At 74.8% G+C, this 21,601-nt stretch carries 17 protein-coding genes and 1 pseudogene; 13 read left to right on the top strand and 5 right to left on the bottom strand.

Annotated elements, in window-relative coordinates; all coding sequences use genetic code 11:
- Positions 1–14: 14 nt before the first annotated feature.
- Both ACFYML_RS27970 and ACFYML_RS27965 read right to left on the bottom strand, forming a co-directional pair.
- The gene (locus ACFYML_RS27970) at positions 15–770 is read right to left on the bottom strand and encodes an ABC transporter permease (protein ID WP_387423540.1); all 756 of its coding nucleotides are present in this window, start codon (positions 768–770) and stop codon (positions 15–17) included.
- A gap of 58 nt (positions 771–828) precedes the next feature.
- Positions 829–1,548: an ABC transporter ATP-binding protein gene (locus ACFYML_RS27965; protein WP_387423462.1), complete on the bottom strand. Its 720-nt coding sequence runs from the start codon at positions 1,546–1,548 to the stop codon at positions 829–831.
- A 104-nt stretch (positions 1,549–1,652) separates the two neighbouring features.
- Between ACFYML_RS27965 and ACFYML_RS27960 the strand changes: the two genes are divergently transcribed.
- From ACFYML_RS27960 to ACFYML_RS27940, 5 genes and pseudogenes are all read left to right on the top strand, one after another.
- Positions 1,653–2,042 carry a MerR family transcriptional regulator gene (locus ACFYML_RS27960; protein ID WP_357435242.1) on the top strand — a complete coding sequence of 130 codons (390 nt, stop codon included), beginning with the start codon at positions 1,653–1,655 and terminating at the stop codon, positions 2,040–2,042.
- A gap of 331 nt (positions 2,043–2,373) precedes the next feature.
- A pseudogene (locus tag ACFYML_RS27955) lies at positions 2,374–3,024 on the top strand (phosphoribosyl-AMP cyclohydrolase); the annotation flags it as partial.
- 180 nt (positions 3,025–3,204) lie between these two features.
- Positions 3,205–3,639, top strand: a complete 435-nt coding sequence (gene hisI, locus ACFYML_RS27950) for a phosphoribosyl-AMP cyclohydrolase (protein ID WP_387423539.1) — start codon at positions 3,205–3,207, stop codon at positions 3,637–3,639.
- A complete protein-coding gene (locus tag ACFYML_RS27945) occupies positions 3,636–5,189 on the top strand; it encodes an anthranilate synthase component I (protein WP_387423461.1) in 1,554 nt (517 codons plus the stop codon). Before hisI ends, ACFYML_RS27945 begins: the two co-directional genes overlap by 4 nt.
- A complete protein-coding gene (locus ACFYML_RS27940; protein ID WP_387423460.1) occupies positions 5,186–5,767 on the top strand; it encodes a Trp biosynthesis-associated membrane protein in 582 nt (193 codons plus the stop codon). The genes ACFYML_RS27945 and ACFYML_RS27940 overlap by 4 nt, the downstream gene beginning before the upstream one ends.
- Here ACFYML_RS27940 and ACFYML_RS27935 read toward each other — a convergent pair.
- On the bottom strand, positions 5,760–6,035 hold the full coding sequence (locus tag ACFYML_RS27935) for a hypothetical protein (protein ID WP_357435249.1): 276 nt from the start codon (positions 6,033–6,035) through the stop codon (positions 5,760–5,762). The genes ACFYML_RS27940 and ACFYML_RS27935 overlap by 8 nt on opposite strands.
- 387 nt (positions 6,036–6,422) lie before the next feature.
- Between ACFYML_RS27935 and trpC the strand changes: the two genes are divergently transcribed.
- The 3 genes from trpC (at position 6,423) to trpA (ending at position 9,383) form a co-directional block, all read left to right on the top strand.
- The gene (gene trpC / locus ACFYML_RS27930; protein ID WP_357435327.1) at positions 6,423–7,226 is read left to right on the top strand and encodes an indole-3-glycerol phosphate synthase TrpC; all 804 of its coding nucleotides are present in this window, start codon (positions 6,423–6,425) and stop codon (positions 7,224–7,226) included.
- A gap of 38 nt (positions 7,227–7,264) precedes the next feature.
- The gene (gene trpB, locus ACFYML_RS27925) at positions 7,265–8,503 is read left to right on the top strand and encodes a tryptophan synthase subunit beta (RefSeq protein ID WP_387423459.1); all 1,239 of its coding nucleotides are present in this window, start codon (positions 7,265–7,267) and stop codon (positions 8,501–8,503) included.
- A 76-nt stretch (positions 8,504–8,579) separates the two neighbouring features.
- A complete protein-coding gene (trpA, locus tag ACFYML_RS27920; protein ID WP_387423458.1) occupies positions 8,580–9,383 on the top strand; it encodes a tryptophan synthase subunit alpha in 804 nt (267 codons plus the stop codon).
- A gap of 120 nt (positions 9,384–9,503) precedes the next feature.
- Here trpA and ACFYML_RS27915 read toward each other — a convergent pair whose 3' ends face one another.
- The gene (locus ACFYML_RS27915) at positions 9,504–10,028 is read right to left on the bottom strand and encodes an NUDIX hydrolase (protein ID WP_387423457.1); all 525 of its coding nucleotides are present in this window, start codon (positions 10,026–10,028) and stop codon (positions 9,504–9,506) included.
- A 102-nt stretch (positions 10,029–10,130) separates the two neighbouring features.
- Here ACFYML_RS27915 and lgt point away from each other — a divergent pair, with 102 nt between their 5' ends.
- Positions 10,131–11,324: a prolipoprotein diacylglyceryl transferase gene (gene lgt, locus ACFYML_RS27910; protein WP_387423456.1), complete on the top strand. Its 1,194-nt coding sequence runs from the start codon at positions 10,131–10,133 to the stop codon at positions 11,322–11,324.
- Positions 11,325–11,335: 11 nt separating this feature from the next.
- Entirely contained in the window at positions 11,336–12,523 is a 1,188-nt protein-coding gene (locus ACFYML_RS27905; RefSeq protein ID WP_387423455.1) for an FAD-dependent oxidoreductase, read from the top strand.
- Between the two features lie 21 nt (positions 12,524–12,544).
- On the opposite strand, the gene ACFYML_RS27900 is transcribed toward ACFYML_RS27905, so the two are convergent.
- The gene (locus ACFYML_RS27900; protein ID WP_387423454.1) at positions 12,545–13,390 is read right to left on the bottom strand and encodes a GNAT family N-acetyltransferase; all 846 of its coding nucleotides are present in this window, start codon (positions 13,388–13,390) and stop codon (positions 12,545–12,547) included.
- A 148-nt stretch (positions 13,391–13,538) separates the two neighbouring features.
- Between ACFYML_RS27900 and gltB the strand changes: the two genes are divergently transcribed.
- The 3 genes from gltB to ACFYML_RS27885 all read left to right on the top strand — a co-directional run bounded on the left by gltB (position 13,539) and on the right by ACFYML_RS27885 (position 21,588).
- Positions 13,539–18,266: a glutamate synthase large subunit gene (gene gltB / locus ACFYML_RS27895; protein WP_387423453.1), complete on the top strand. Its 4,728-nt coding sequence runs from the start codon at positions 13,539–13,541 to the stop codon at positions 18,264–18,266.
- Positions 18,259–19,767 (top strand): glutamate synthase subunit beta, encoded by a 1,509-nt coding sequence (locus ACFYML_RS27890; protein ID WP_387423452.1) that lies wholly within the window; start codon positions 18,259–18,261, stop codon positions 19,765–19,767. The genes gltB and ACFYML_RS27890 overlap by 8 nt, the downstream gene beginning before the upstream one ends.
- Before the next feature lie 201 nt (positions 19,768–19,968).
- The gene (locus ACFYML_RS27885) at positions 19,969–21,588 is read left to right on the top strand and encodes an MFS transporter (RefSeq protein ID WP_387423451.1); all 1,620 of its coding nucleotides are present in this window, start codon (positions 19,969–19,971) and stop codon (positions 21,586–21,588) included.
- Positions 21,589–21,601: the final 13 nt, after the last annotated feature.

The following is a 21,601-nucleotide window of genomic DNA, read 5'->3' as shown; positions in this document are numbered from 1 at the left end:
GGCCACGAACGGCGTCAGCCGCTGCGCCGGCGCAGCGTCGCCGCGGCGAGCACCAGCGCCAGCAGCGCCGCCCCCGCGACGATCGCCACGTCCCGCCACATCGTCGTGGTCGGCTCGGCGTGCGCGCCCACCTCCTGCAGCGCCTCGACGGCGTACGACAGGGGCAGCGCGTCACTGATCGCCTGGAGCCAGCCGGCCATCTGCCCCCGGGGCACGAAGAGCCCGCAGAGCAGCAGTTGCGGGGCCACCACCACCGGCATGAACTGCACGGCCTGGAACTCGGTCCGGGCGAAGGCGGAACAGAGCAGCCCGAGCGCGACCGCGAGCACCGCGTTGATCGCGGCGATCATGATCACGAGTCCGCTGCTGCCGGCGGTGCTCAGCCCGAACACCCAGTACGCCACGGCCGAGGCGATGGTGGCCTGCACCACGCCGGCCAGGCCGAACGCGATGCCGTAGCCGAAGAGCAGGTCGAGCTTGCCCAGCGGGGTGGTGAGCAGCCGCTCCAGGGTGCCGGTGGTGCGCTCCCGCAGCATGGCGATGCTGGTCACCAGGAACATGATGATGAACGGGAAGAAGCCCAGCATGATCAGCGCCACCCGGTCGAAGACCGCGGGCTGCCCCGGCGGATGGGGCTGGTCGACGTACATGAAGTAGACCAGGGTGAGCAGCACGGCCGGCACCACCACGAGCAGCGCGACGGTGCGCCGGTCGTGCCGCAGCTGACGCAGGATGCGCCCGATGGTGGCGACCAGGATGCGGGGGTTCACCACCGGGCCTCCCTCGTTCGCGACTGCGGGGCTCGCCGCCCCGGTCCACTCCGCGCGCTCACCGGTCCTCCTCGCGAGATCTGATCAGCCGGAGGAACGCCTCCTCCAGGTCCTGCACACCGGTGGCGGCGCGGACCGCGTCCGGGATGTCGTCGGCGATCAGCTGACCGTCCCGGATCAGCAGCAGCCGGTCGCAGCGGGCCGCCTCGTCCATCACGTGGCTGGACACCAGCAGCGTGGTGCCGGTGGCGGCCATGGCGTGGAACCGGGCCCACAGGTCGGCCCGGAGCACCGGGTCCTGGCCGACGGTGGGCTCGTCGAGGATGACCAGCTCCGGCTCACCGACCAGGGCGCAGGCCAGCGAGGCGCGGCTGCGCTGGCCGCCGGAGAGCGTGCCGACCAACTGGTCGGCGGCCTCGGCCAGGCCCACGTCGGCCACCGCGCCGTCCGCCTCGGCCCGGCCGCGCCCCTGCAGCGCCGCGAAGTAGCGCGCGTTCTCCCGGACGGTCAGGTCGGCGTAGACGCTGGGCGCCTGGGTGAGGTAGCCGACCCGGTGGCGCAGCTCCGCCGTGCCGGCCGGTCGGCCGAGCACGGTGACCGCGCCCGAGTTGACCGTCTGCACCCCGACGATCGCGCGCATCAGGGTGGTCTTGCCGCTGCCGCTGGGCCCGAGCAGCCCGGTGACCGCGCCGCGCGGCACCGCGCAGGAGATGCCCTGGAGCACCCGCCGCCGGCCCCGGTCGACCACCAGGTCACGGACCACGACCGCGTCGTCCATGCCCGCCTCCAAAACTCATCAGGTGTTGAACTCAACGCTAGTTGAGTTATGCCGCTCGGCGCAACGGTTGACTTCGAGTGCGCTCGAACTGGAAGCCTGGGTGCGTGGACATCAGCACGCGGGAGATGAGCCTCACCGTGGGTGAGGCGGCGGAGCGGGTCGGCCTGACCACCTACACGCTGCGCTGGTACGAGCAGGAGGGGCTGGTCGCCCCGGTCGGGCGGGACTCCGCGGGCCGTCGGCGCTACACCGAATCCGACGTCAACTGGCTGCTCCTGCTCACCCGGCTGCGGCGGACCGGGATGCCGGTGCGGGACATGCGCCGCTACGCCGAGCTGGCCCGGCAGGGCGATCGGACGCTCGGCGCCCGGCGAGCGCTGTTCGAGGCGCACCGCGCCCGGGTGCTGGCCCGGATGGCCGAGCTGGAGGAGGACCTCAGGGTGCTCGACTACAAGATCGACGCGTATCGCCGGGCGGAGGAGGAACTGGCATGATCCGGCGACGAGTGGGCGTGCGGCTGATCGCCGGTCCGGGAGGAGAACGCGGCGGCGGCTGACCTCCGGCTCAGCCCGGAGCAGTTGGCCCGACTCGACGGGGCGGTGCTCCCTGGCGCCGCCGCCGGAGAAAGGTACCCCGAGGCAGCAATGAGATTCATCGGTCGATAGCTATCGCACCGGACATCCGGTCAGCCAGCGGTCATTGCGCCGAAGATCGGACGTCCGGCACCATGTCGCCGTGGGACCCGCTCCGCTGCCCGAGTCCGGATTCCTCGACGACTGGGCCGTCCGCCTTCGGCAGGCCGCCGACCGACCGGTCGTCGGCATCATGCTGCGCGGCAGTCACGCCCGCCGGGCCGCCACCGAGCACAGCGACGTGGACCTGGACGTGCTGGTCGTGGCCGACGAGGAGTTGTCCGGCGACGACCGTGAGCAGCCCACGGCGGACCCCGCCGTCGTCCCGTACGCGGCACATCAGGCGTACCTGGCCGAGTTCGGCGGTCGCCTCGTGCACGTCTCGGTGGCCGCCCGGGACGTCCGGTCCTGGGTCCGCCGGCTCGGCCAGCCGGCGGACTGGGCGTTCGGGCTGCCGGTCACCGCGCCGGCCCGGCTGATCTGGGCGGTGCCGGAGTGGCGCCGCCGGATCGACCTGCCGGTGCTCTGCCAGCCCGCCGAGGAGCCGCGGCTGGAGGAGTTGATCGCCACCCTCGGCAAGGTCGCCGCCGCCCGACGGGCCGACGACCCGTTGGGCGTCCGGCTCGCCGCCGCCGACCTGGCCCGGCTCTGCCCGTCCGTGCTGCGGCTCGTCAACCCGTCGGTCCGGGTGGTCTCCCGCCGGGACGCGCTCGCCGCCGCGCTGGACCTGCCGGTCGCCCCGCCCGGCTACCGCGACGACATGCTGCTCTGCCTGGGGCTGCGCCCGGGCGCCGTCGGCGAGCTCAGCGCCGCCGCCGGCCGGCTGGTCAGCGGCATCGTCCCGCTGGTCCGCCCGTACGCCGAGGAGATCGCCGCGACGGCCGGCGCGGACCTGGCGGAGGCCCTGCAGGACGGCCGGCTGGACCGCTACCTGGGGCAACTGACCGGCGCGCTCGACGGTCCCGCGCCCGCCTCCCGGGACACGTCGACGGTGCCGGCGCCGCGTGCGGGAGAATGGCTCACTGTGCCCGCCTCTGACGCGCCGGTGACCGGCGCCCCCGCCAGCTCCGGCGGCGCCGTGGCCCCCGGCCCGGCCCGACCGTCCCGGCTCGACCCGGCGATCGCCGCCCGGCTGCGCCGGACCCCCGACGGCCTGGTGGCCGCGGTGGTCCGGCAGTACGACTCGGGCGAGGTGCTGATGGTCGCCTGGATGGACGACGAGGCGCTGCACCGCACGCTGACCACCGGCCGGGCCACCTACTGGTCGCGCAGCCGGCAGGAGTACTGGGTCAAGGGCGCCACCTCCGGCCACCACCAGTACGTCCGCTCCGTGGCGCTGGACTGCGACGGGGACGCCCTGCTGGTCAGCGTCGACCAGGTCGGCGTCGCCTGTCACACCGGCCAGCGGACCTGCTTCTTCACCGAGCTGCCGGTCAGCTCCCCGGAGGCGACCTCATGACGGACGGCACGGTCAGCCCCGACCCGGCCACCTTCGCCGACCTGGCGGCCCGCTGGCGGGTCGTGCCGGTCACCCGCCGGCTGCTCGCCGACGCGGAGACCCCGGTGGGCGTCTACCGCAAGCTGGCCGGCGGCCCGGGCACGTTCCTGCTGGAGTCGGCCGAGCAGGGCGTCGGCTCGGCCGGAATGGCCTGGTCCCGCTACTCGTTCATCGGCGTCCGCAGCAGCGCCACGCTGACCGAGCGGGACGGCGCGGCGGTCTGGGCCGGGGCGCCGCCGGCCGGCGTACCGGCCTCCGGCGACCCGGTGACGGTGCTCCGCGAGACCGTGGCCGCCCTGGCCGGCCCCGCCTGGGACCCGGCCAGCGGCATGCCGCCGCTCACCGGCGGCATGGTCGGCTACCTCGGGTACGACCTCGTCCGCCGCTTCGAGCGGCTGCCGGAGATGACCGAGGACGACCTCGACGTGCCGGAGCTGGGCCTGATGCTCGCCACCGACCTGGTGGTGCTCGACCACTACGACGGCTCGGCGATCCTGGTCGCCAACGCGGTCCTGCCCCCGCTCGACGCGCCCGACCGGGAGGCCCTGGTCACGGCGGCGTACCACCACGCGGTGGGGCGGCTGGACGCGATGACCGGGGCGCTGTCCCGACCGATTCCGCCCATGATCTCGACGGTCGCCCGGCCCCCGCTGGGCGACGTGGTCAGCCGTACGCCCGACGGCGGCTACCCGAAGGCGGTGGCGGCGGCCCAGGAGGCGATCCGGGCCGGCGAGGGCTTCCAGATCGTGCTCAGCCAGCGCTTCGAGCGGCCAACCCACGCCGATCCGCTCGACGTCTACCGGGTGCTGCGCACCACCAACCCCAGCCCGTACATGTACCTGCTGCGCTTCGACGGCTTCGACATCGTCGGCTCCTCGCCGGAGGCGCACCTCAAGGTGAGCACCGGCGCGGACGGGCGGCGGCGGGCGCTGCTGCACCCGATCGCCGGTACCCGACCGCGCGGCGGCTCCCCCGAGGCGGACGCCCGGCTCGCCGCCGAGCTGCTCGCCGACCCGAAGGAGCGCTCCGAGCACGTCATGCTGGTCGACCTGGGCCGCAACGACCTGGGCCGGGTCTGTCGCCCGGGCACCGTCGAGGTGCCCGAGTTCGCCACCATCGAGCGGTACAGCCACGTCATGCACATCGTCTCCACGGTGGTGGGCGAGCTGCGCGCCGACCGCACCGCTTTCGACGCGCTCGCCGCGACCTTCCCCGCCGGCACCCTCTCCGGGGCGCCGAAGGTGCGGGCCATGGAGATCATCGAGGAGCTGGAGCCGGTCCGTCGGGGCCTGTACGGCGGCACCGTCGGCTACTTCGGCTTCGGCGGCGACCTGGACATGGCCATCGCCATCCGTACCGCGCTGATCCGGGAGGGCCGGGCGTACGTGCAGGCCGGGGCGGGGGTGGTGGCCGATTCCGATCCGGCCGCCGAGGAGCAGGAGACCCGGAACAAGGCCGCCGCGGTGCTCGCCGCGATCGCCGCCGCCGAGACCCTCCGGCCGGCCCGATGACCGCACCGACCACCGGCTCGCCCGCCACCGGTTCGCCCGCCGCGCGGGGCCGGCGTGAGCTGGCGTACGCGGTGCTGCTCTGCCTGGTCGGGGCCGGCCTGGCGCTCTGGGCGGTGACCCGGACGTGGTCGGTCGAGCTGACCGCCCGGGGTTCGCTGCCGCCCACCCGGCACAGCCGTACCGGCGCGGACCTGCTGCCGTGGGTCTCGGCGCTGGCCCTGGTCGGGCTGGCCGGCGGCGGCGCGGTGCTGGCCACCCGGGGCCGGGTCCGGCGGCTGCTGGGCGGCCTGCTGGCGCTGGTCGGGCTGGCCGTGGCGGCCGGCGGCGGCTACGGCCTGACCGCCCTCGCCGGGGTGAGCCGGCAGTGGCCGGCGCTGGTGCTGGTCGGCGGGCTGGTCGCGGCCGTCGGCGGCGTGCTCACCGCGCTGCGGGGCGCGGGCTGGCCGGCGATGGGTGCCCGCTACGAGCGGCCGGTCCGCTCGGCGGCCCGGTCCGGCCCGGACCGGCCGGCGGTCGAGCGGGGCACCCGGGACGCCTGGGAGGCGCTGGACCGGGGCGAGGATCCGACGGTCAGCTGACCGGCTGGGCGTCCCGCGCGCCGCGCCGCTCGGTGGCCACGGCGCGGGCGGCGGCCAGTTCGGCCACCAGGCGGTCCAGGTCCCGGCGCTGCGCGGCCCGGGCCCGGTCGGCGCAGACCGCCTCCCAGGCGTTGCCCCGGGCGGTCCGCATCCGGGCATCGCCGATCACGGCGCGTTCCAGGGTGTGCACCACGCCGACGGCGAGCGAGGCGACGGTCCGGGAGATGGTGGTGAACCCGATGGTCTGGTTCGGCCCGTTGGCGCTCATGGTCACCCCGTACGAGATCGTTGGCGACGATTGGCAGCCGCCTCATCGAGTCTGCCCGAGGACGATGCTGCCGGGCGCACGTTTCGCCGCCGTGACGCCCTGGTCAACTGTCGGGTAGCCGGGGCGACCAGCGCAGGGTCGTTCGTCCTTGAGCTTGGTCACAGCATCGAGGAACGTCGTGGGGTGGCGCTGCGTGACATCGCGTTCACCGGAAGTCGGCCATCATGCCACAGCCCATTTCGTGAGGAGCGCCATACCCCCCGGGACTTGTCGCCAGGTGGCGCCCCCTAGCATCGGCCCATGACACCCGGAGAGGGGAGTCCGTTGGTGACTGCTGAGCATGCGCACGCGGAGGGGGACGAGGCCGGTCCGGCGGCGTCCGCAAACGTGCTCGACGAGATCCTGGCCGGCGTCCGCGAGGACGTGGCGCGGCGACAGGAGCAGGTTCCGCTGGAGCGGATCCGCGAGCTGGCCGCCGCCGCGCCGCCGCCGCTGGACGCGTACGCGGCCCTGCGCCGGCCCGGCGTGGCCGTCATTGCCGAGGTGAAGCGTTCCTCGCCGTCCAAGGGGCGGCTGGCGGAGATCGCCGACCCCGCCGACCTGGCCGGCGACTACGCGGCCGGCGGCGCCCGGGCGATCAGCGTCCTCACCGAGGGCCGCTGGTTCGGCGGGTCGCTGGACGACCTGGCCGCCGTGCGGGCCGCGGTGAACATCCCGGTGCTCCGCAAGGACTTCGTGGTCTCCAGCTACCAGGTGCACGAGGCACGCGCGCACGGCGCCGACCTGGTGCTGCTGATCGTCGCCGCGCTGGAGCAGAACGCCCTCGTCGGGCTGCTCGAGCGGATCGAGTCGCTCGGCATGTGCGCGCTGGTCGAGGTGCACAACGAGGAGGAGGCCGACCGGGCCCTGGAGGCCGGCGCGCAGGTGATCGGGGTCAACGCCCGTGACCTGCGTACCCTGGAGGTCGACCGTTCGGTCTTCGAGCGGATCGCGCCCGGCCTGCCGAGCAGCGTCGTCAAGATCGCCGAGTCCGGCGTACGCGGCCCGCACGACCTCATCCGGTACGCCTCGGCGGGCGCCGACGCGGTGCTGGTCGGCGAGGGCCTGGTCACCCAGAAGAGCCCCCGCGAGGCGGTGGCCGAGCTGGTCAACGCCGGCAACCACCCGGCCACGCCCCGCCCGGTGCGCTGATCCGCCGGGCACCCGAGACGCAGCGAGAGGACACGCCGATGAGCGCCGACCCGGCAGCCCCGGCCGCCCAGGTTCCCGACGCCGCCGGTCACTTCGGCCGGTTCGGCGGCCGGTTCGTCCCGGAGGCGCTGGTCGCGGCGCTCGACGAGCTGGACGCGGCGTACCGGAAGGCGATGACCGACGAGACCTTCCGGGCCGAGTTCGACGGCCTGCTGCGCGGCTACGCGGGCACCCCGTCGCTGCTCTACCCGGCCACCCGGCTCTCCGCCCGGGCCGGGGCGCGGATCCTGCTCAAGCGGGAGGACCTCAACCACACGGGCGCGCACAAGGTGCGCAACGTGCTCGGCCAGGCGCTGCTCACCAAGCGGATGGGCAAGGCCCGGGTGATCGCCGAGACCGGCGCCGGGCAGCACGGCGTGGCCACCGCCACCGCCGCCGCGCTGTTCGACCTGGAGTGCGTGGTCTACATGGGCGAGGTCGACACCCAGCGCCAAGCGCTCAACGTGGCCCGGATGCGGATGCTCGGGGCCACCGTCGTGCCGGTCACCACCGGCTCGCGGACGCTGAAGGACGCGATGAACGAGGCGATGCGGGACTGGGTCGCCAACGTCGACACCACCCACTACCTGATCGGTACCGCCGCCGGCCCGCACCCGTTCCCGGAGATGGTCCGGGACTTCGTGCGCGGCATCGGCGAGGAGGCCCGCCAGCAGTGCCTCGACCTGACCGGCGCGCTGCCGGACGCGGTCGCCGCCTGCGTCGGCGGCGGCTCCAACGCGCTCGGCATCTTCCACGCCTTCGTGCCCGACAGCGGGGTGCGGTTGTACGGCTTCGAGGCCGGCGGCGAGGGCGTGGCGACCGGCCGGCACGCGGCCAGCATCACCGGCGGCTCCTCCGGGGTGCTGCACGGCACCCGGACGTACGTGCTGCAGGACGCCGACGGGCAGACGATCGAGTCGCACTCGATCTCGGCCGGCCTGGACTACCCGGGCGTCGGGCCGGAGCACGCCTGGCTGCACGACCAGGGCCGGGCGACCTACCTGCCGGTCGACGACGACGAGGCGATGGCCGCGTTCGAGCTGCTCTGCCGCACCGAGGGGATCATCCCGGCGATCGAGAGCTCGCACGCGCTGGCCGGCGCCCTGAAGATCGCCCCGCAGCTCGCCGCCGAGCTCGGCCGGGAGCCGGTCATCATCGTCAACCTCTCCGGCCGGGGCGACAAGGACGTGCACACCGCCGGCCAGTACTTCGGCATCCTCGACAGGGAGACAGCGTGAGCGAGCGGAGCGAGCGAACCATTCAGCTCAGCAGCGCGGCGGCTCGCGCCGCCGCGGAGCGAAGCGAGGCGGTGGCGTGAGCCGCATCGGGGTCGCCTTCGACAAGGCCCGCGCCGACGGGCGGGCTGTGCTGGTCGGCTGCATGCCGGCCGGGTTCCCGACCGTCGACGGCAGCATCGCCGCGATGAAGACCATGGTCGAGGCGGGCGTTGACGTCATCGAGGTGGAGATCCCGTACTCCGACCCGGTGATGGACGGCCCGGTCATCCAGCGAGCCAGCGACCTGGCCCTCGCCGGCGGGGTGCGGATCGCCGACACCCTGCGGATCGTCGAGGCCGTCGCGGCGACCGGCGCGCAGGTGGTCATCATGACCTACTGGAACCCGATCGAGCAGTACGGTGTCGACGCGTTCGCCCGGGACCTGGCCGCCGCCGGCGGCACCGGCCTGATCACGCCGGACCTCATCCCCGAGGAGGCCGGCGAGTGGCTGGCCGCCTCCGACGCGTACGGCCTGGACCGGACGTTCCTGGTCTCCCCGTCGTCCACCGACGCGCGGTTGCGGATGACCGCCGAGCACTGCCGCGGCTTCGTCTACGCCACCGCGCTGATGGGCGTCACCGGTGCCCGGTCGCAGACCTCCGAGGCGGCGCCGATCCTGGTCTCCCGGCTGCGCGAGGTCACCGATCTGCCGGTCGGTGTCGGGCTGGGCGTGGGGACCGGCGCGCAGGCCGGCACCGTCGCCGGGTACGCCGACGGCGTCATCGTCGGCAGCGCGCTGATCCGCTGCCTGCTCGACACCCCGGACCAGGCCACCGGGCTGGCCGCGCTGCGGGCGCTGAGCGCCGAACTCGCCGAGGGCGTCCGCAACCCGGCCCGCTGAGTCGCCCGGCCGCCCGGCCGCCGTCCGAGTGACAGAATCGTCACACTGTGTCATGCGCCACGAGTGGCCATGGCAGGTCCCGGCTGGCACTGCGCCGCGCCGTGGAGCGTGCCGGGCCCGTCAGCGCGGGAGGGCGTTCTCGCCGTCGACCGGCGCGCTGCGCGGTTCACCTCGGGGCCCGGGCGGGACCGGGTCTGGTCGCGGCTCCCGCAGCACCCCCGACCGGCCCGCCAGGGCGTCGGCCACCGCGGCCCGGGTGGTCGGGGTCAGCGCCTCGGGAAGTCCCTCGGGCGGGTACCAGCGCAGGTCACAGCCGCCGACCGGGGTGGCGGCCGGGGCGTCCCCCCTCAGCCGGGCACGGAACACGTGCACCAGGACGTCCGGCAGGGCGCCGGAGCGGCCGGCCGGCGGCCGGGGCACGCCGGGCTCGCCGAGCCGGTAGAGGCCCACCAGGTCGACCAGGTCGACCGCCCAGCCGGTCTCCGCGCGGATCTCGCGCACCGCGGCGGTGAGCGGGCTCTCGTCGCGGCGCGGCCGGCCGCCGGGCAGCGCCCACCGCCGGCCGGGCCCGGACCGGCGACAGAGCAGCACCTGTCCGGCCTGGTCGGTGACGACCGCGGCGACCGCCCAGGTGAGCGAGCTCATGGACAAAGAGCCTACGGCCGGGCAAAGCACAAGTCATCCGAGGCGTCAAGCCGGCGAACCGGGGTGCCGGGAGTGCGGTCCGCAGCGGTACCGTGTTCACCCGTGACCCTCGCCCCGATGACCCCACTGGCGGCCCTGCCCAGCCCCAGCACCGCCGTCTGGCAGCTCGGACCCTTTCCGGTCCGGGCCTACGCGCTCTGCATCATTGTCGGCATCGTGGTGGCCTGCGTGGTGACCGAGTACCGGCTGCGCCGGCGCGGCGTCGCCCCCGGCGCCGTGCTCGACATCGCCGTCTGGGCGGTGCCGACCGGCATCATCGGCGCCCGGATCTACCACGTGATCACCTCGCCCGAGAAGTACTTCGGCGCCGGCGGCGAGCCGCTCAAGGCGTTCGCCATCTGGGAGGGCGGCCTCGGTATCTGGGGCGCCGTCGCCGGCGGCGCGCTCGGTGCCTGGATCGCGGCCCGGCAGCTCGGCATCCCGTTCGCGGTGGTGGCCGACGCGCTGGCGCCGGGCCTGCCGCTGGCCCAGGCCGTCGGCCGCCTCGGCAACTGGTTCAACAACGAGCTCTACGGCGGCCGGACCAGCCTGCCCTGGGGGCTGGAGGTCCACGTGATGGACCCGGACCACCCCGGGCACGCGCTGCGCGACGACGCGGGCAACCCGGTCCTGCTGCCGGGGCTCTACCAGCCGACCTTCCTGTACGAGGCGCTCTGGAACATCGGCGTCGCCGCTCTGGTCTTCCTCCTCGACCGGAAGCTGCGGTTCGGCCGGGGCCGGGCCTTCGCGCTCTACGTGATGGGCTACACGGCCGGCCGGTTCTGGATCGAGCTGATGCGCACCGACGAGGCCAACCACATCCTCGGCCTGCGGCTCAACGTCTGGACCGCGGCGCTGGTCTTCCTCGGCGCGCTGGTCTACTTCGTGCGCGTCCGCGGGCCCCGCGAGTACCTGATCCCGGTCGGTGTCCCCGCCGCCCCGGTGCCACCCGCGGGCGGCGACGTGTCGCAGGTCGACCTCTCCGCCCAGGAGGCCGGGCCGCAGCCGGTCGCCCCGGAGGGCTACCGGGTGGTCAGCGAGGAGCAGTTCCGCGCGTACCGGGAGACCGGCGTCGTACCGGAGGAGGAGCCGGCCGCGGAACCGGCGGCCGGCACGGAGTCCGGGCACGCGGCCGACCAGACCGTCGAGTCGACCGTAGCCGGGTCCGCCGACGCCGCCGGGGAGCGGCCGGCGGCCGGCGGCACCGCGGACCGGGCCGACGCCACCGCCGCCAGCCCCGCCGACCGGGACAGCTGAGCGGGGGAGTCATGCGTACCGCGGTGGTGGTCGGCGGCGGCCTCGGCGGGCTGGCGGTGGCCGGCGTGCTGGCCCGCTCCGGGTGGCAGGTCACCCTCCTCGAACGGTCCGACCGGGTCCGCCCGGAGCCGACCGCCGTCGTGCTCTGGCCCAACGGGGTACGCGCGCTGCGCGCCCTCGGGCTCGGCGCCGGGCTGGACGCCATCGCCACCCCGCTGCCCGACGGCGGGATACGCCGCCCCGACGGGCAGTGGCTGGTACAGCCCCGCCCCACCCCGGCCGAGCGGATGCCGGTCGTGGTGCACCGGGAGGACCTGCACGACGCGCTCATCGCCGGCCTCGGTGAGCAGGTGGAGCTGCGGACCGGGGTGACCGTGCGGACCGTGCGGGCGGTCTCCGGGGAGCGCCCGGCGGTCGGCGACGGCCGGCAGACCGTGACCGCGGACCTGGTGGTGGCCGCCGACGGCACCGACAGCGAGATCCGCCGGCAACTCGCCCCGGAGTCGGCGGTGGTGAGCTCCGGCTGCGCCGCGTGGCGGGCGGTGATCCCGTGGTACCGGGCCCCGAAGCTGCCCGACGACCAGCCGGTGCCCGGGGAGACGCTGGGCGCGGGTTACCGCTTCGTGGCCGCCTCGCTCGGCGACCGGGGCGCCGCGGGCGCCTCCCGCCGGGGCGGCATCTACTGGGTGGCCACCGCCGCCGGCGCGCCCCGCCCGGAGCCCGCCCAGACCCAGCTCGCCCTGCTCAAGCGCTGGTACGCGGGCTGGCCCGCGCCGATCGCCGAGCTGCTCGACGCCACCGAGCCGGCCGACCTGGTGCAGCAGGAGATCCGCGAGCTGCGACCGCTGCCCAGGGCGTACGGCTTCCCGGCCGGGCCGGGCGGGGTGGTACTGCTCGGCGACGCCGCGCACGCCATGCCCCCGCACCTCGGGCAGGGCGCCTGCCTCGCCTTCGAGGACGCGGCCACCCTCTCCGTGCTGCTGCGCGAGTCCCGGCTGCCCGACGCGGTGGCCGCGTACGACCGGCTGCGCCGGCCCCGCGCGGCGACCATGGTCCGGCAGACCCGCCGGATGTCGGCGGTCCTGCAGACCCGGGGTCGCCTGGCGCTGCGCGCCCGCGACGCGGCCCTCGGCACGATCAGCCCCCGGCTGCGCAACACGGCCGCCGCCGCGGCCGCCGCCTGGCACCCACCGACCTGACCCGCCCGGGGACGGGCGGGGTCAGCCGATGAGGGCGGCCGGCTCGGCGATGCAGGCAGTGCCGATGCGGCGGAAGCCGACCCGCAGGTAGACCCGGGCGATGTCCTCGCTGCCGGCGGACAGGAAGATCAGGTCGGTGCCGGCGGCGCGCAGCTCGTGGGCGAGCGCCGCGGTCACCGCCGCACCGAGGCCGCGCCGGCGGGCCGCCGGCAGGGAAGCCACCCCGGCGATCTCCGCCACGTCGCCGACCCGCATGGCCATGCCGCTGGCCAGCGCCCCCTGCTCGGCGGTCTCGGCGAGCACCGAGATCCGCCGGCCGTCGGCGATCCGGGTGCCGTCCTCCTCCAGCGTGGCCACGTCCAGCCGGGACACCGCGGCGTCCCGCTCGGCCGGGCCGGCGTCGCCGCGTGCGGTGCCGCCGTTGGCGAAGCCGACCGCGGCGACGGCCCGCCGCACCGCCACGTCCGCCGCGAAGCCCGGGTCCGCCGGGTCGAGGACCCGCACCGGTACGTCGCTGAGCGCGGCCGGGTCGGGCAGGCGCGCCGGGTCGAGCACCATCAACGGTGCCTCCAGCACGGTCAGCCCCGCCGAGCGGGCGACGGCGAGCAGATCCGGGGTGATCTCGTGCACCCACTCGAACGCCTCCGGCAGGCCCAGCTCCCGTTGCCGGGCCCGGACGGCGGTCACGTCGGCGAGCGAGGGCGGTGCGGTGGCGTCGAGCCGCGGGCGGGCGTAGAACGGCCACCCGGCGCCGTCCCGGACGAAGAGCACCAGTGCGCCGAATTCCTCGGTACGCGCCCCGTCGCGGGGCACCGCGTCGTAGAACCGCTCCAACCGGTCGAGCACGTCAGTGCGTACGACATCCACCGCGCGAGACTACATGTCCCACGTTGTGGAAGGTGTGATCAATCTGAACTGGCCTTGCGCCGGAAGCCCTAACGTAGACTCAATAAAACCCACGTAGGGCCGACGTCGTCCCGACCATGATCCAACCTGAGTGACGACAGGAGGCCCGGTGGCCTTTCCGTACCCTCTCAGCCCGCAGCCGGCCCCCCGCGCGACGGGGCTCTACGACCCCGCGCACGAGCACGACGCGTGCGGCGTGGCCTTCGTGGCCGACCTGCACGGACGCCGGTCGCACGAGGTCGTCGCGAACGGTCTCGGGGCGCTCTGCCGGCTGGACCACCGGGGCGCCCGGGGCGCGGAGCCCAACACCGGCGACGGCGCCGGGGTCATGATCCAGGTGCCGGACGCGTTCCTGCGCGCGGTCGTCGACTTCCCGCTGCCGCCCGCCGGTCAGTACGCCACCGGCCTGGTATTCCTCCCCGACGACGACGCGGCCGAGGCCCGGGCGCGCCAGGTGGTGGAGAAGTACGCCCTGGTCGAGGGGGCCGTCATCCTCGGCTGGCGGGACGTCCCCACCGACCCGAGCGGCCTCGGCGAGACGGCCCTCGCCGCGATGCCCCGGGTCCGGCAGGTCTTCCTCGCCGCGCACCGGCTCACCGACTCGCCCGCCGGCCCGGCCGGTTCCCCGCTGACCGGGCTCGACCTGGACCGGGTGGCGTTCTGCGTACGCAAGCAGGCCGAGCGGGAGAGCGCCGAGCGGGGCGTGCCGGCATACTTCCCGTCGCTGTCCGGGCGGACCATGGTCTGGAAGGGCATGCTCACCCCCGACCAGTTGCCCGCGTTCTACCCGGAGCTGACCGACGAGCGGGTGGTCAGCGCGATCGCGCTGGTGCACTCGCGGTTCTCCACCAACACCTTCCCGTCCTGGCCGTTGGCCCACCCGTACCGGTTCATCGCGCACAACGGCGAGATCAACACGATCCGCGGCAACCGGAACTGGATGCAGGCACGGGAGGCGCTGCTGCGCACCGCCGACATCCCCGGCAACATCCGCCGGGTCTTCCCGGTCTGCACCCCCGGCGCCTCCGACTCGGCCAACTTCGACGAGGTGCTCGAGCTGCTGCACCTGGCCGGGCGGAGCCTGCCGCACGCGGTGCTGATGATGATCCCGGAGGCGTGGGAGAACGACCCGGACATGCGCGCCGACAAGCGCGCCTTCTACCGGTTCCACGCCAGCCTGATGGAGCCGTGGGACGGTCCGGCCTCGGTCGCCTTCACCGACGGCGAGATCGTTGGCGCGGTGCTGGACCGCAACGGGCTGCGCCCCGGCCGCTGGTGGCGCACCGCCGACGGGCTGGTCGTGCTGGGCAGCGAGGCGGGCGTGCTCGACCTCGACCAGGCCACCGTGGTCGCCAAGGGCCGCCTCCAGCCGGGGAAGATGTTCCTGGTCGACACGGTCAACGGCCGGATCGTCCAGGACGACGAGATCAAGACCGAGCTGGCCGCCGCCCGGCCGTACGACGAGTGGCTGCACGCCGGCCTGATCGAGCTGGACGAACTGCCGCCGCGCGAGCACATCGTCTACACCCACGACTCCGTGCGCCGCCGGCAGCAGACCTTCGGCTACACCGAGGAGGAGCTGAAGATCCTGCTCGCCCCGATGGCCCGCAGCGGTGCGGAGCCGATCGGCTCGATGGGCACGGACACCCCGATCTCGCCGCTGTCCACCCGGCCGCGGCTGCTCTACGACTACTTCCACCAGCTCTTCGCCCAGGTCACCAACCCGCCGCTGGACGCCATCCGGGAGGAGTTGGTGACCAGCCTGGCGTCCACCATCGGGCCGGAGGGCAACCTGCTCGACCCGGGCCCGGCGAGCTGCCGGCAGATCGTGCTGCCGTACCCGGTGATCGACAACGACGAGCTGGCCAAGATCCTCTCCATCGACGAGGACGGCGACCTGCCCGGGTTCAAGGCGGTCCGGGTCTCCGGGCTCTACCGGGTCCGGGACGGCGGGGCCGGCATCAAGGCCCGGCTGACCGAGATCTGCCGGCACGTCTCCGAGGCGATCGAGGACGGGGTCCGGATCCTGGTGCTCTCCGACCGGGACTCCAACGCCGACCTGGCCCCGATCCCGTCGCTGCTGCTCACCGCGGCGGTGCACCAGCACCTGGTCCGCGAGCAGACGCGTACCCAGGTGGCGCTGGTCGTGGAGTCGGGCGACTGCCGCGAGGTGCACCACGCGGCGGTGCTGATCGGCTACGGCGCGGCGGCGGTCAACCCGTACCTGGCCTTCGAATCGGTGGAGGACATGATCTCCACGGGCGCGCTGGTCGGCGTCGACCCGGCGAAGGCGGTCCGCAACTACGTGAAGGCGCTCGGCAAGGGCGTCCTGAAGATCATGTCCAAGATGGGCATCTCGACGGTGTCGTCGTACTGCGGCGCCCAGGTGTTCGAGGCCGTCGGCCTGGACACCCGCCTGGTCGAGCGCTACTTCCGGGGCACCCCGAGCACGATCAGCGGGATCGGGCTGCACGAGATCCACGCCGAGGTGGCCGCCCGGCACGCCCTGGCCTGGCCGGCCGCCGGGGCCCAGCCGTCCGACCGGCTGGAGGTCGGCGGCGAGTACCAGTGGCGCCGCGAGGGCGAGCTGCACCTGTTCAACCCGGAGACGGTCTTCCTGCTCCAGCACGCCACCCGCAGCCGCCAGTACGACATCTTCCGCCGGTACACCGCCAAGGTCGACGAGTTGGCCGCGCAGGCCGGCTCGCTGCGCGGCCTGTTCACCCTGCGCACCGGCGTACGCCCGGCGGTGCCCGTGGACGAGGTGGAGCCGGCCCGCGAGATCGTCAAGCGGTTCGCCACCGGCGCCATGTCGTACGGGTCGATCTCGGCCGAGGCGCACGAGACCCTGGCCATCGCGATGAACCGGCTCGGCGGCAAGTCCAACACCGGCGAGGGCGGCGAGGACGTCGTCCGGCTGCACGACCCCGAGCGCCGCTCGGCGGTCAAGCAGATCGCCAGCGGCCGCTTCGGCGTGACCAGCGAATACCTGGTCAACGCCGACGACCTCCAGATCAAGATGGCCCAGGGGGCGAAGCCCGGCGAGGGTGGCCAGCTTCCCGGCAACAAGGTCTGGCCGTGGATCGCGCGTACCCGGCACGCCACGCCGGGCGTCGGCCTGATCTCCCCGCCGCCGCACCACGACATCTACTCCATCGAGGACCTGGCCCAGCTCGTCCACGACCTCAAGTCCGTCAACCCGCGCGCCCGGGTGCACGTCAAGCTGGTCAGCGAGGTCGGGGTGGGCACGGTGGCGGCCGGCGTCGCCAAGCTCAAGGCCGACGTCATCCTGATCTCCGGCCATGACGGCGGTACCGGCGCGTCCCCGCTCAACTCGCTCAAGCACGCCGGCACCCCGTGGGAGCTGGGGCTGGCCGAGGCGCAGCAGACGCTGCTGCTCAACAAGCTCCGCGACCGGGTCACCGTGCAGGTCGACGGCCAGCTCAAGACCGGCCGGGACGTGCTGATCGCCGCGCTGCTCGGCGCGGAGGAGTTCGGCTTCGCCACCGCCCCGCTGATCGTCGAGGGCTGCGTGATGATGCGGGTCTGCCATCTGGACACCTGCCCCGTCGGCATCGCCACCCAGAACCCGGTGCTGCGCGAGCGCTTCACCGGCAAGCCGGAGTTCGTGGAGAACTTCTTCCTCTTCCTCGCCGAGGAGGTCCGCGGATACCTGGCCGAGCTGGGCTTCCGCAGCATCGACGAGGCGATCGGGCACACCGAGCTGCTCGACGTCACCCCGGCTGTCGACCACTGGAAGGGCCACGGCCTCGACCTCAGCCGGGTCCTGCACCTGCCCGAGCTGCCCGAGGGCGCGGCCCGGCGCGGCATCCGGGCCCAGGACCACGGCCTGGAACTGGCCCTGGACAACCAGCTCATCGCCCTGGCCGCGCCGGCCCTGCGGGATGCGGGGTCCCGGGCGGCCGGCGCCGAGGCGCAAGGCGCCGCACCGGTCACGCCGGTCCGGGCCGAGCTGGCGATTCGCAACGAGCACCGCAGCGTCGGCGCGATGCTCGGCGGCGAGGTCACCCGCCGGTTCGGCGGCGCCGGCCTGCCCACCGACACCATCGAGTTCCTGCTGCACGGCACCGCCGGCCAGTCGTTCGGCGCGTTCCTGCCGCACGGGGTCACCCTGCGCCTGCACGGCGACGCCAACGACTACGTCGGCAAGGGCCTCTCCGGCGGGCGGATCATCGTCCGACCGGACCCGGCGGCGCCGTTCGCCGACGCCGCGGCCGGGCCGGGGGAGCGGGCCGAGGACCAGATCATCGCCGGCAACACCCTGCTGTACGGGGCCACCGGCGGCGAGGTGTTCCTGCGCGGCCGGGTCGGCGAGCGGTTCGCGGTGCGCAACTCGGGCGCGGTGGCGGTCGTCGAGGGCGTCGGCGACCACGGCTGCGAGTACATGACCGGCGGCACGGTGGTGGTGCTCGGCCCGACCGGCCGCAACTTCGCCGCCGGCATGTCCGGCGGCGCCGCCTTCGTGCACCGGCTCGACCGGCGGCTGGTCAACCCGGAGCTGGTCGACCTGTCGCCGCTGCGCGAAGGGGAGCGGGACCTGCTGCACGACCTCGTCCAGCGGCACTTCGCCGAGACCGACTCGTCGGTCGCGGAGGAGCTGCTCAAGCGCTGGTCGGAGGCGGTGGAGGAGTTCACCGCGGTGGTGCCCCGGGACTACCGCCGGGTGTTGGAGATCATGCGGGCCGCCGAAGCCGCCGGCCGGGACGTCGACGACGCGGTCATGAAAGAACTGACGGCGCCGGCTGAGCCGGCCCAACCGGCGCTGCCGGTGCCGCCCGCCCCCCGGGCGGTCGCCCAGGAGGTGGCTCGTGCCTGACCCGAACGGTTTCCTGCGCTACGACCGGCGGATGCCCGCCCGCCGGCCGGTGCCGGTGCGGATCATGGACTGGCGGGAGGTGTATCCGCCGGCCGGCGAGGAGCTGATCCGCGAGCAGGCCACCCGGTGCATGGACTGCGGCATTCCCTTCTGCCACGACGGCTGCCCGCTCGGTAACCGCATCCCGGACTGGAACGACCTGGTCCGGACCGGCAACTGGGACGCCGCCGTGGAGTCGCTGCACGCCACCAACAATTTCCCCGAGTTCACCGGCCGGCTCTGCCCGGCTCCGTGCGAGGCGGCGTGCGTGCTCGGCCTCGGCGGCCAGCTGCCGGTCACCATCAAGCAGGTCGAGGTGGAGATCGCCGACGCCGCGGTGGCCCGCGGCGGGCTGCGCCCCCGCCCGGTGTCGGCGCCGACCGGGAAGTCGGTCGCCGTGGTCGGCTCCGGACCCGCCGGGCTCGCCGCCGCGCAGCAGCTCGCCCGCGCCGGGCACGCCGTCACCGTGTACGAGCGGGACGACGCGCTCGGCGGCCTGCTCCGGTACGGCATCCCCGACTTCAAGCTGGAGAAGCAGCACATCGACCGGCGGCTGGCCCAGCTCGCCGCCGAGGGGGTGCGCTTCCGTACCGGGGTGAACGTCGGAGTCGACGTGACCGCCGAGCAGTTGCGCGCCGAGCACGACGCGGTGCTGCTCGCCTGCGGCGCGCTGCAGGGCCGGGACGTCCCCGAGACGCCGGGCCGGCAACTGCGCGGCGTACACCAGGCGATGGCGCACCTGGTGGCGGCCAATCGGGTCGTCGCGGCGGCCGGGGAGGGCAAGCCCGCCCTGGCCACGCTGCCGGACGGGACCCCGATCGACGCGGCCGGCAAGCACGTGGTGATCATCGGCGGTGGCGACACCGCCGCGGACTGCCTCGGCGTGGCGCATCGGCAGGGCGCGGCCGGCGTCCACCAGCTCGACCTCTACCCGGAGCCGCCGGCCGGCCGGGACGCCGCCCGGGACCCGTGGCCCACCTGGCCGTGGATCCTGCGCGACTACCCGGCCCACGAGGAGGGCGGCGAGCGGGTCTTCGCCGTGGCGGTGCAGGAGTTCGTCGACGACGGCACCGGCCAGGTCAGGGCGGTCCGGATCGCCGAGGTGAGCGTGGAGAAGCGGGACGGCCGGCGGATCGTCACCGCGCTGCCCGGCTCCGAGCGGGAACTGCCCGCCGACCTGGTGCTGCTGGCCATCGGCTTCGAGGGGACCGAGGAACAGCCGTTGCTGGCCCAGCTCGGGGTGACCCGCAACGCCCGGGGCGCGGTCGACGCCCGCTCCGACTGGCAGACCGACGCCGATGGGATCTTCGTCGCCGGGGACATGCACCGGGGCGCCTCGCTGATCGTCTGGGCGATCGCCGAGGGGCGGGCCGCGGCCGCGGCCGTCCACGCGTACCTCGGTGGGGTGGGCGAGCTGCCCGCGCCGGTGGATCCGGCCCGGCAGCCGCTCGCCGCGCGCTGAGCCGGCGCGGTCGCCGACCCCCGCGGTCCGGGCCGAGCCGGCCCGGACCGGGGTGCTCACGTTGGTCGTCCGGTTCCTGCCCGGCCCGTGAAACGCCTCACGAACAGCGGCAATGAGGTTTGCGGGCGGTCAGACTTGGCGGCTGGCCGGACCTGCGGGGTCCGGCTTTCGTCGTGTCACCCACTGGACGGGGAAATCCTCATGGCCCTCGGCGCCACGTTCGCCGCGCTGCGCCACCGCAACTACCGGATCTGGGCCGGCGCCGGGTTCGTGTCGGTCATCGGGACCTGGATGCAGGTTCTCGGCGTCAACTGGTACGTGCTGGCGGAGACCGGGTCCGCCACCTCGATGGGGTTCACCGTCCTGCTGCAGGCGCTGCCCAGCCTGGTGCTCAGCGTCTGGGGCGGCGCGCTGGCCGACCGGCTGCCCGCCAAGCCGCTGCTGATCGGCGCCCAGGCCGCCCACGCGCTGCTCGCCGCCGGGCTGGCCATGGTCGCCGTCACCGGCACCGGCGGCCTGCCGGCCATCTACGCGATCTCCCTGGTCACCGGCGCGGTGTCGGCGATCGAGGGCCCGGTGATGGGCCGTTGGTGCTCGACCCTGGTGGACCGGGAGAGCCTCGGCAACGCGCTCGCCCTCGGTTCGCTCACCAACTCGGCCGGCCGCATCCTGGGCATGAGCGTCGGCGCCGTCGTGGTGGCCGCCGTCGGCCCCGCGCTGCTTTTCGCGATCAACTCCGCCAGCTTCGTCGCGGTGGTGGCGGCCCTGTTCGCCGTACGCGAGGGGGAGCGGCACGGTACGCCCGACGACGGCTCCAGGTCGCGGCGCGGCGCAAGACGGGCCGAGCTGGAGTTGTCGGAGGCCGAGGCGGCGCCGGCGGACCGCAGCATCCGGGCCGGCTTCCGGTACCTGCTGCGGCAGCCGGTGGTGCTGGTGGCCCTGGCGCTGTCCTTCATGCTCGGCAGCCTGGGCCGCAACTACCAGGTGACCATGGCCGCGATGAGCGACGGTCCGCTGGGCGGCGGCGCGTCCGGGTACGGCTTCCTCTCCACCGTCTTCGCGGTCGGTACGGTGCTCGGCGCGCTGGTCGCGGCCCGCCGCCGGGAGCTCGGCTACCGGGTGCTGGTGGGGGCCGGCCTGCTGGCCAGCGCCCTGCAGATCGTCGCCGGGCTGGCCCCCGGCACGCTGAGCTTCGCCGCAGTGATGCTGCCGGTGGCGGCGGCGGCCGTGGTCATCGACACCACGGTCGGCGCCCGCGCCCAGCTCGACACCGACTACGCCATGCGGGGTCGGGTGCTGGCCGCCCTGGCGGTCACCGGCTCGGTCTCCGCGGCCGTCGGCGCGCCCCTGCTCGGCTGGCTCGCCGAGCACGCCGGACCCCGGCAGACCCTGGTGCTGGCCGGCACGCTCACCACCGTCGCCACCGTGGCGGCCGGGGTGGCCCTCGACCGGCTCAGGGAGCGGCGGCTGCGGCGCCGGCTCAGCCTGGTGCTCGCCGCGCCCGCCGTGCGCCGCCGGGTCGCCGCCACCGCCCGCGTCGTCCGGCCGGCGAGCGGCCCGGCCGTCGCCCGCCCGGTGGTCGCGGCCGGCCCCGTCGCCCCGATGGCCGAGGGCCCGCGCCCGGTCCCGGCGTCCCACCCGGCGGGGCTGCGCCTGCCCGGCACGCGGTTCGCCGGGCTGCGCCCCCGGGCCGGGCGGTTCGCGGCCGGCCCGTCCGCCCGCCCGGACCACGAGTGCGCCGCCTGCGCGTCACACCGGTCGCGCCGCCGGTCCCGGGCCACGACGTTGGTTCACGCGGCCGACTGCGCCCTCGCCGGCTGACCCGGCCCGTCTC

It is taken from the genome of Micromonospora sp. NPDC007230 (genome assembly GCF_042869115.1).
In the GTDB taxonomy this organism is placed as follows: domain Bacteria; phylum Actinomycetota; class Actinomycetes; order Mycobacteriales; family Micromonosporaceae; genus Micromonospora.
This window is presented reverse-complemented; position numbering and strand designations above follow the sequence as displayed.

Coding starts and splice junctions, on each gene's coding strand:
- ACFYML_RS27915 (WP_387423457.1), bottom strand. CDS start 10,028: ATGAGCTCGCTCACCTGGGCGGTCGCCGCGGTCGTCACCGACCAGGCC.
- ACFYML_RS27945 (WP_387423461.1), top strand. CDS start 3,636: ATGACGGACGGCACGGTCAGCCCCGACCCGGCCACCTTCGCCGACCTG.
- ACFYML_RS27885 (WP_387423451.1), top strand. CDS start 19,969: ATGGCCCTCGGCGCCACGTTCGCCGCGCTGCGCCACCGCAACTACCGG.
- ACFYML_RS27940 (WP_387423460.1), top strand. CDS start 5,186: ATGACCGCACCGACCACCGGCTCGCCCGCCACCGGTTCGCCCGCCGCG.
- ACFYML_RS27965 (WP_387423462.1), bottom strand. CDS start 1,548: ATGGACGACGCGGTCGTGGTCCGTGACCTGGTGGTCGACCGGGGCCGG.
- ACFYML_RS27905 (WP_387423455.1), top strand. CDS start 11,336: ATGCGTACCGCGGTGGTGGTCGGCGGCGGCCTCGGCGGGCTGGCGGTG.
- ACFYML_RS27935 (WP_357435249.1), bottom strand. CDS start 6,035: ATGAGCGCCAACGGGCCGAACCAGACCATCGGGTTCACCACCATCTCC.
- trpB (WP_387423459.1), top strand. CDS start 7,265: ATGAGCGCCGACCCGGCAGCCCCGGCCGCCCAGGTTCCCGACGCCGCC.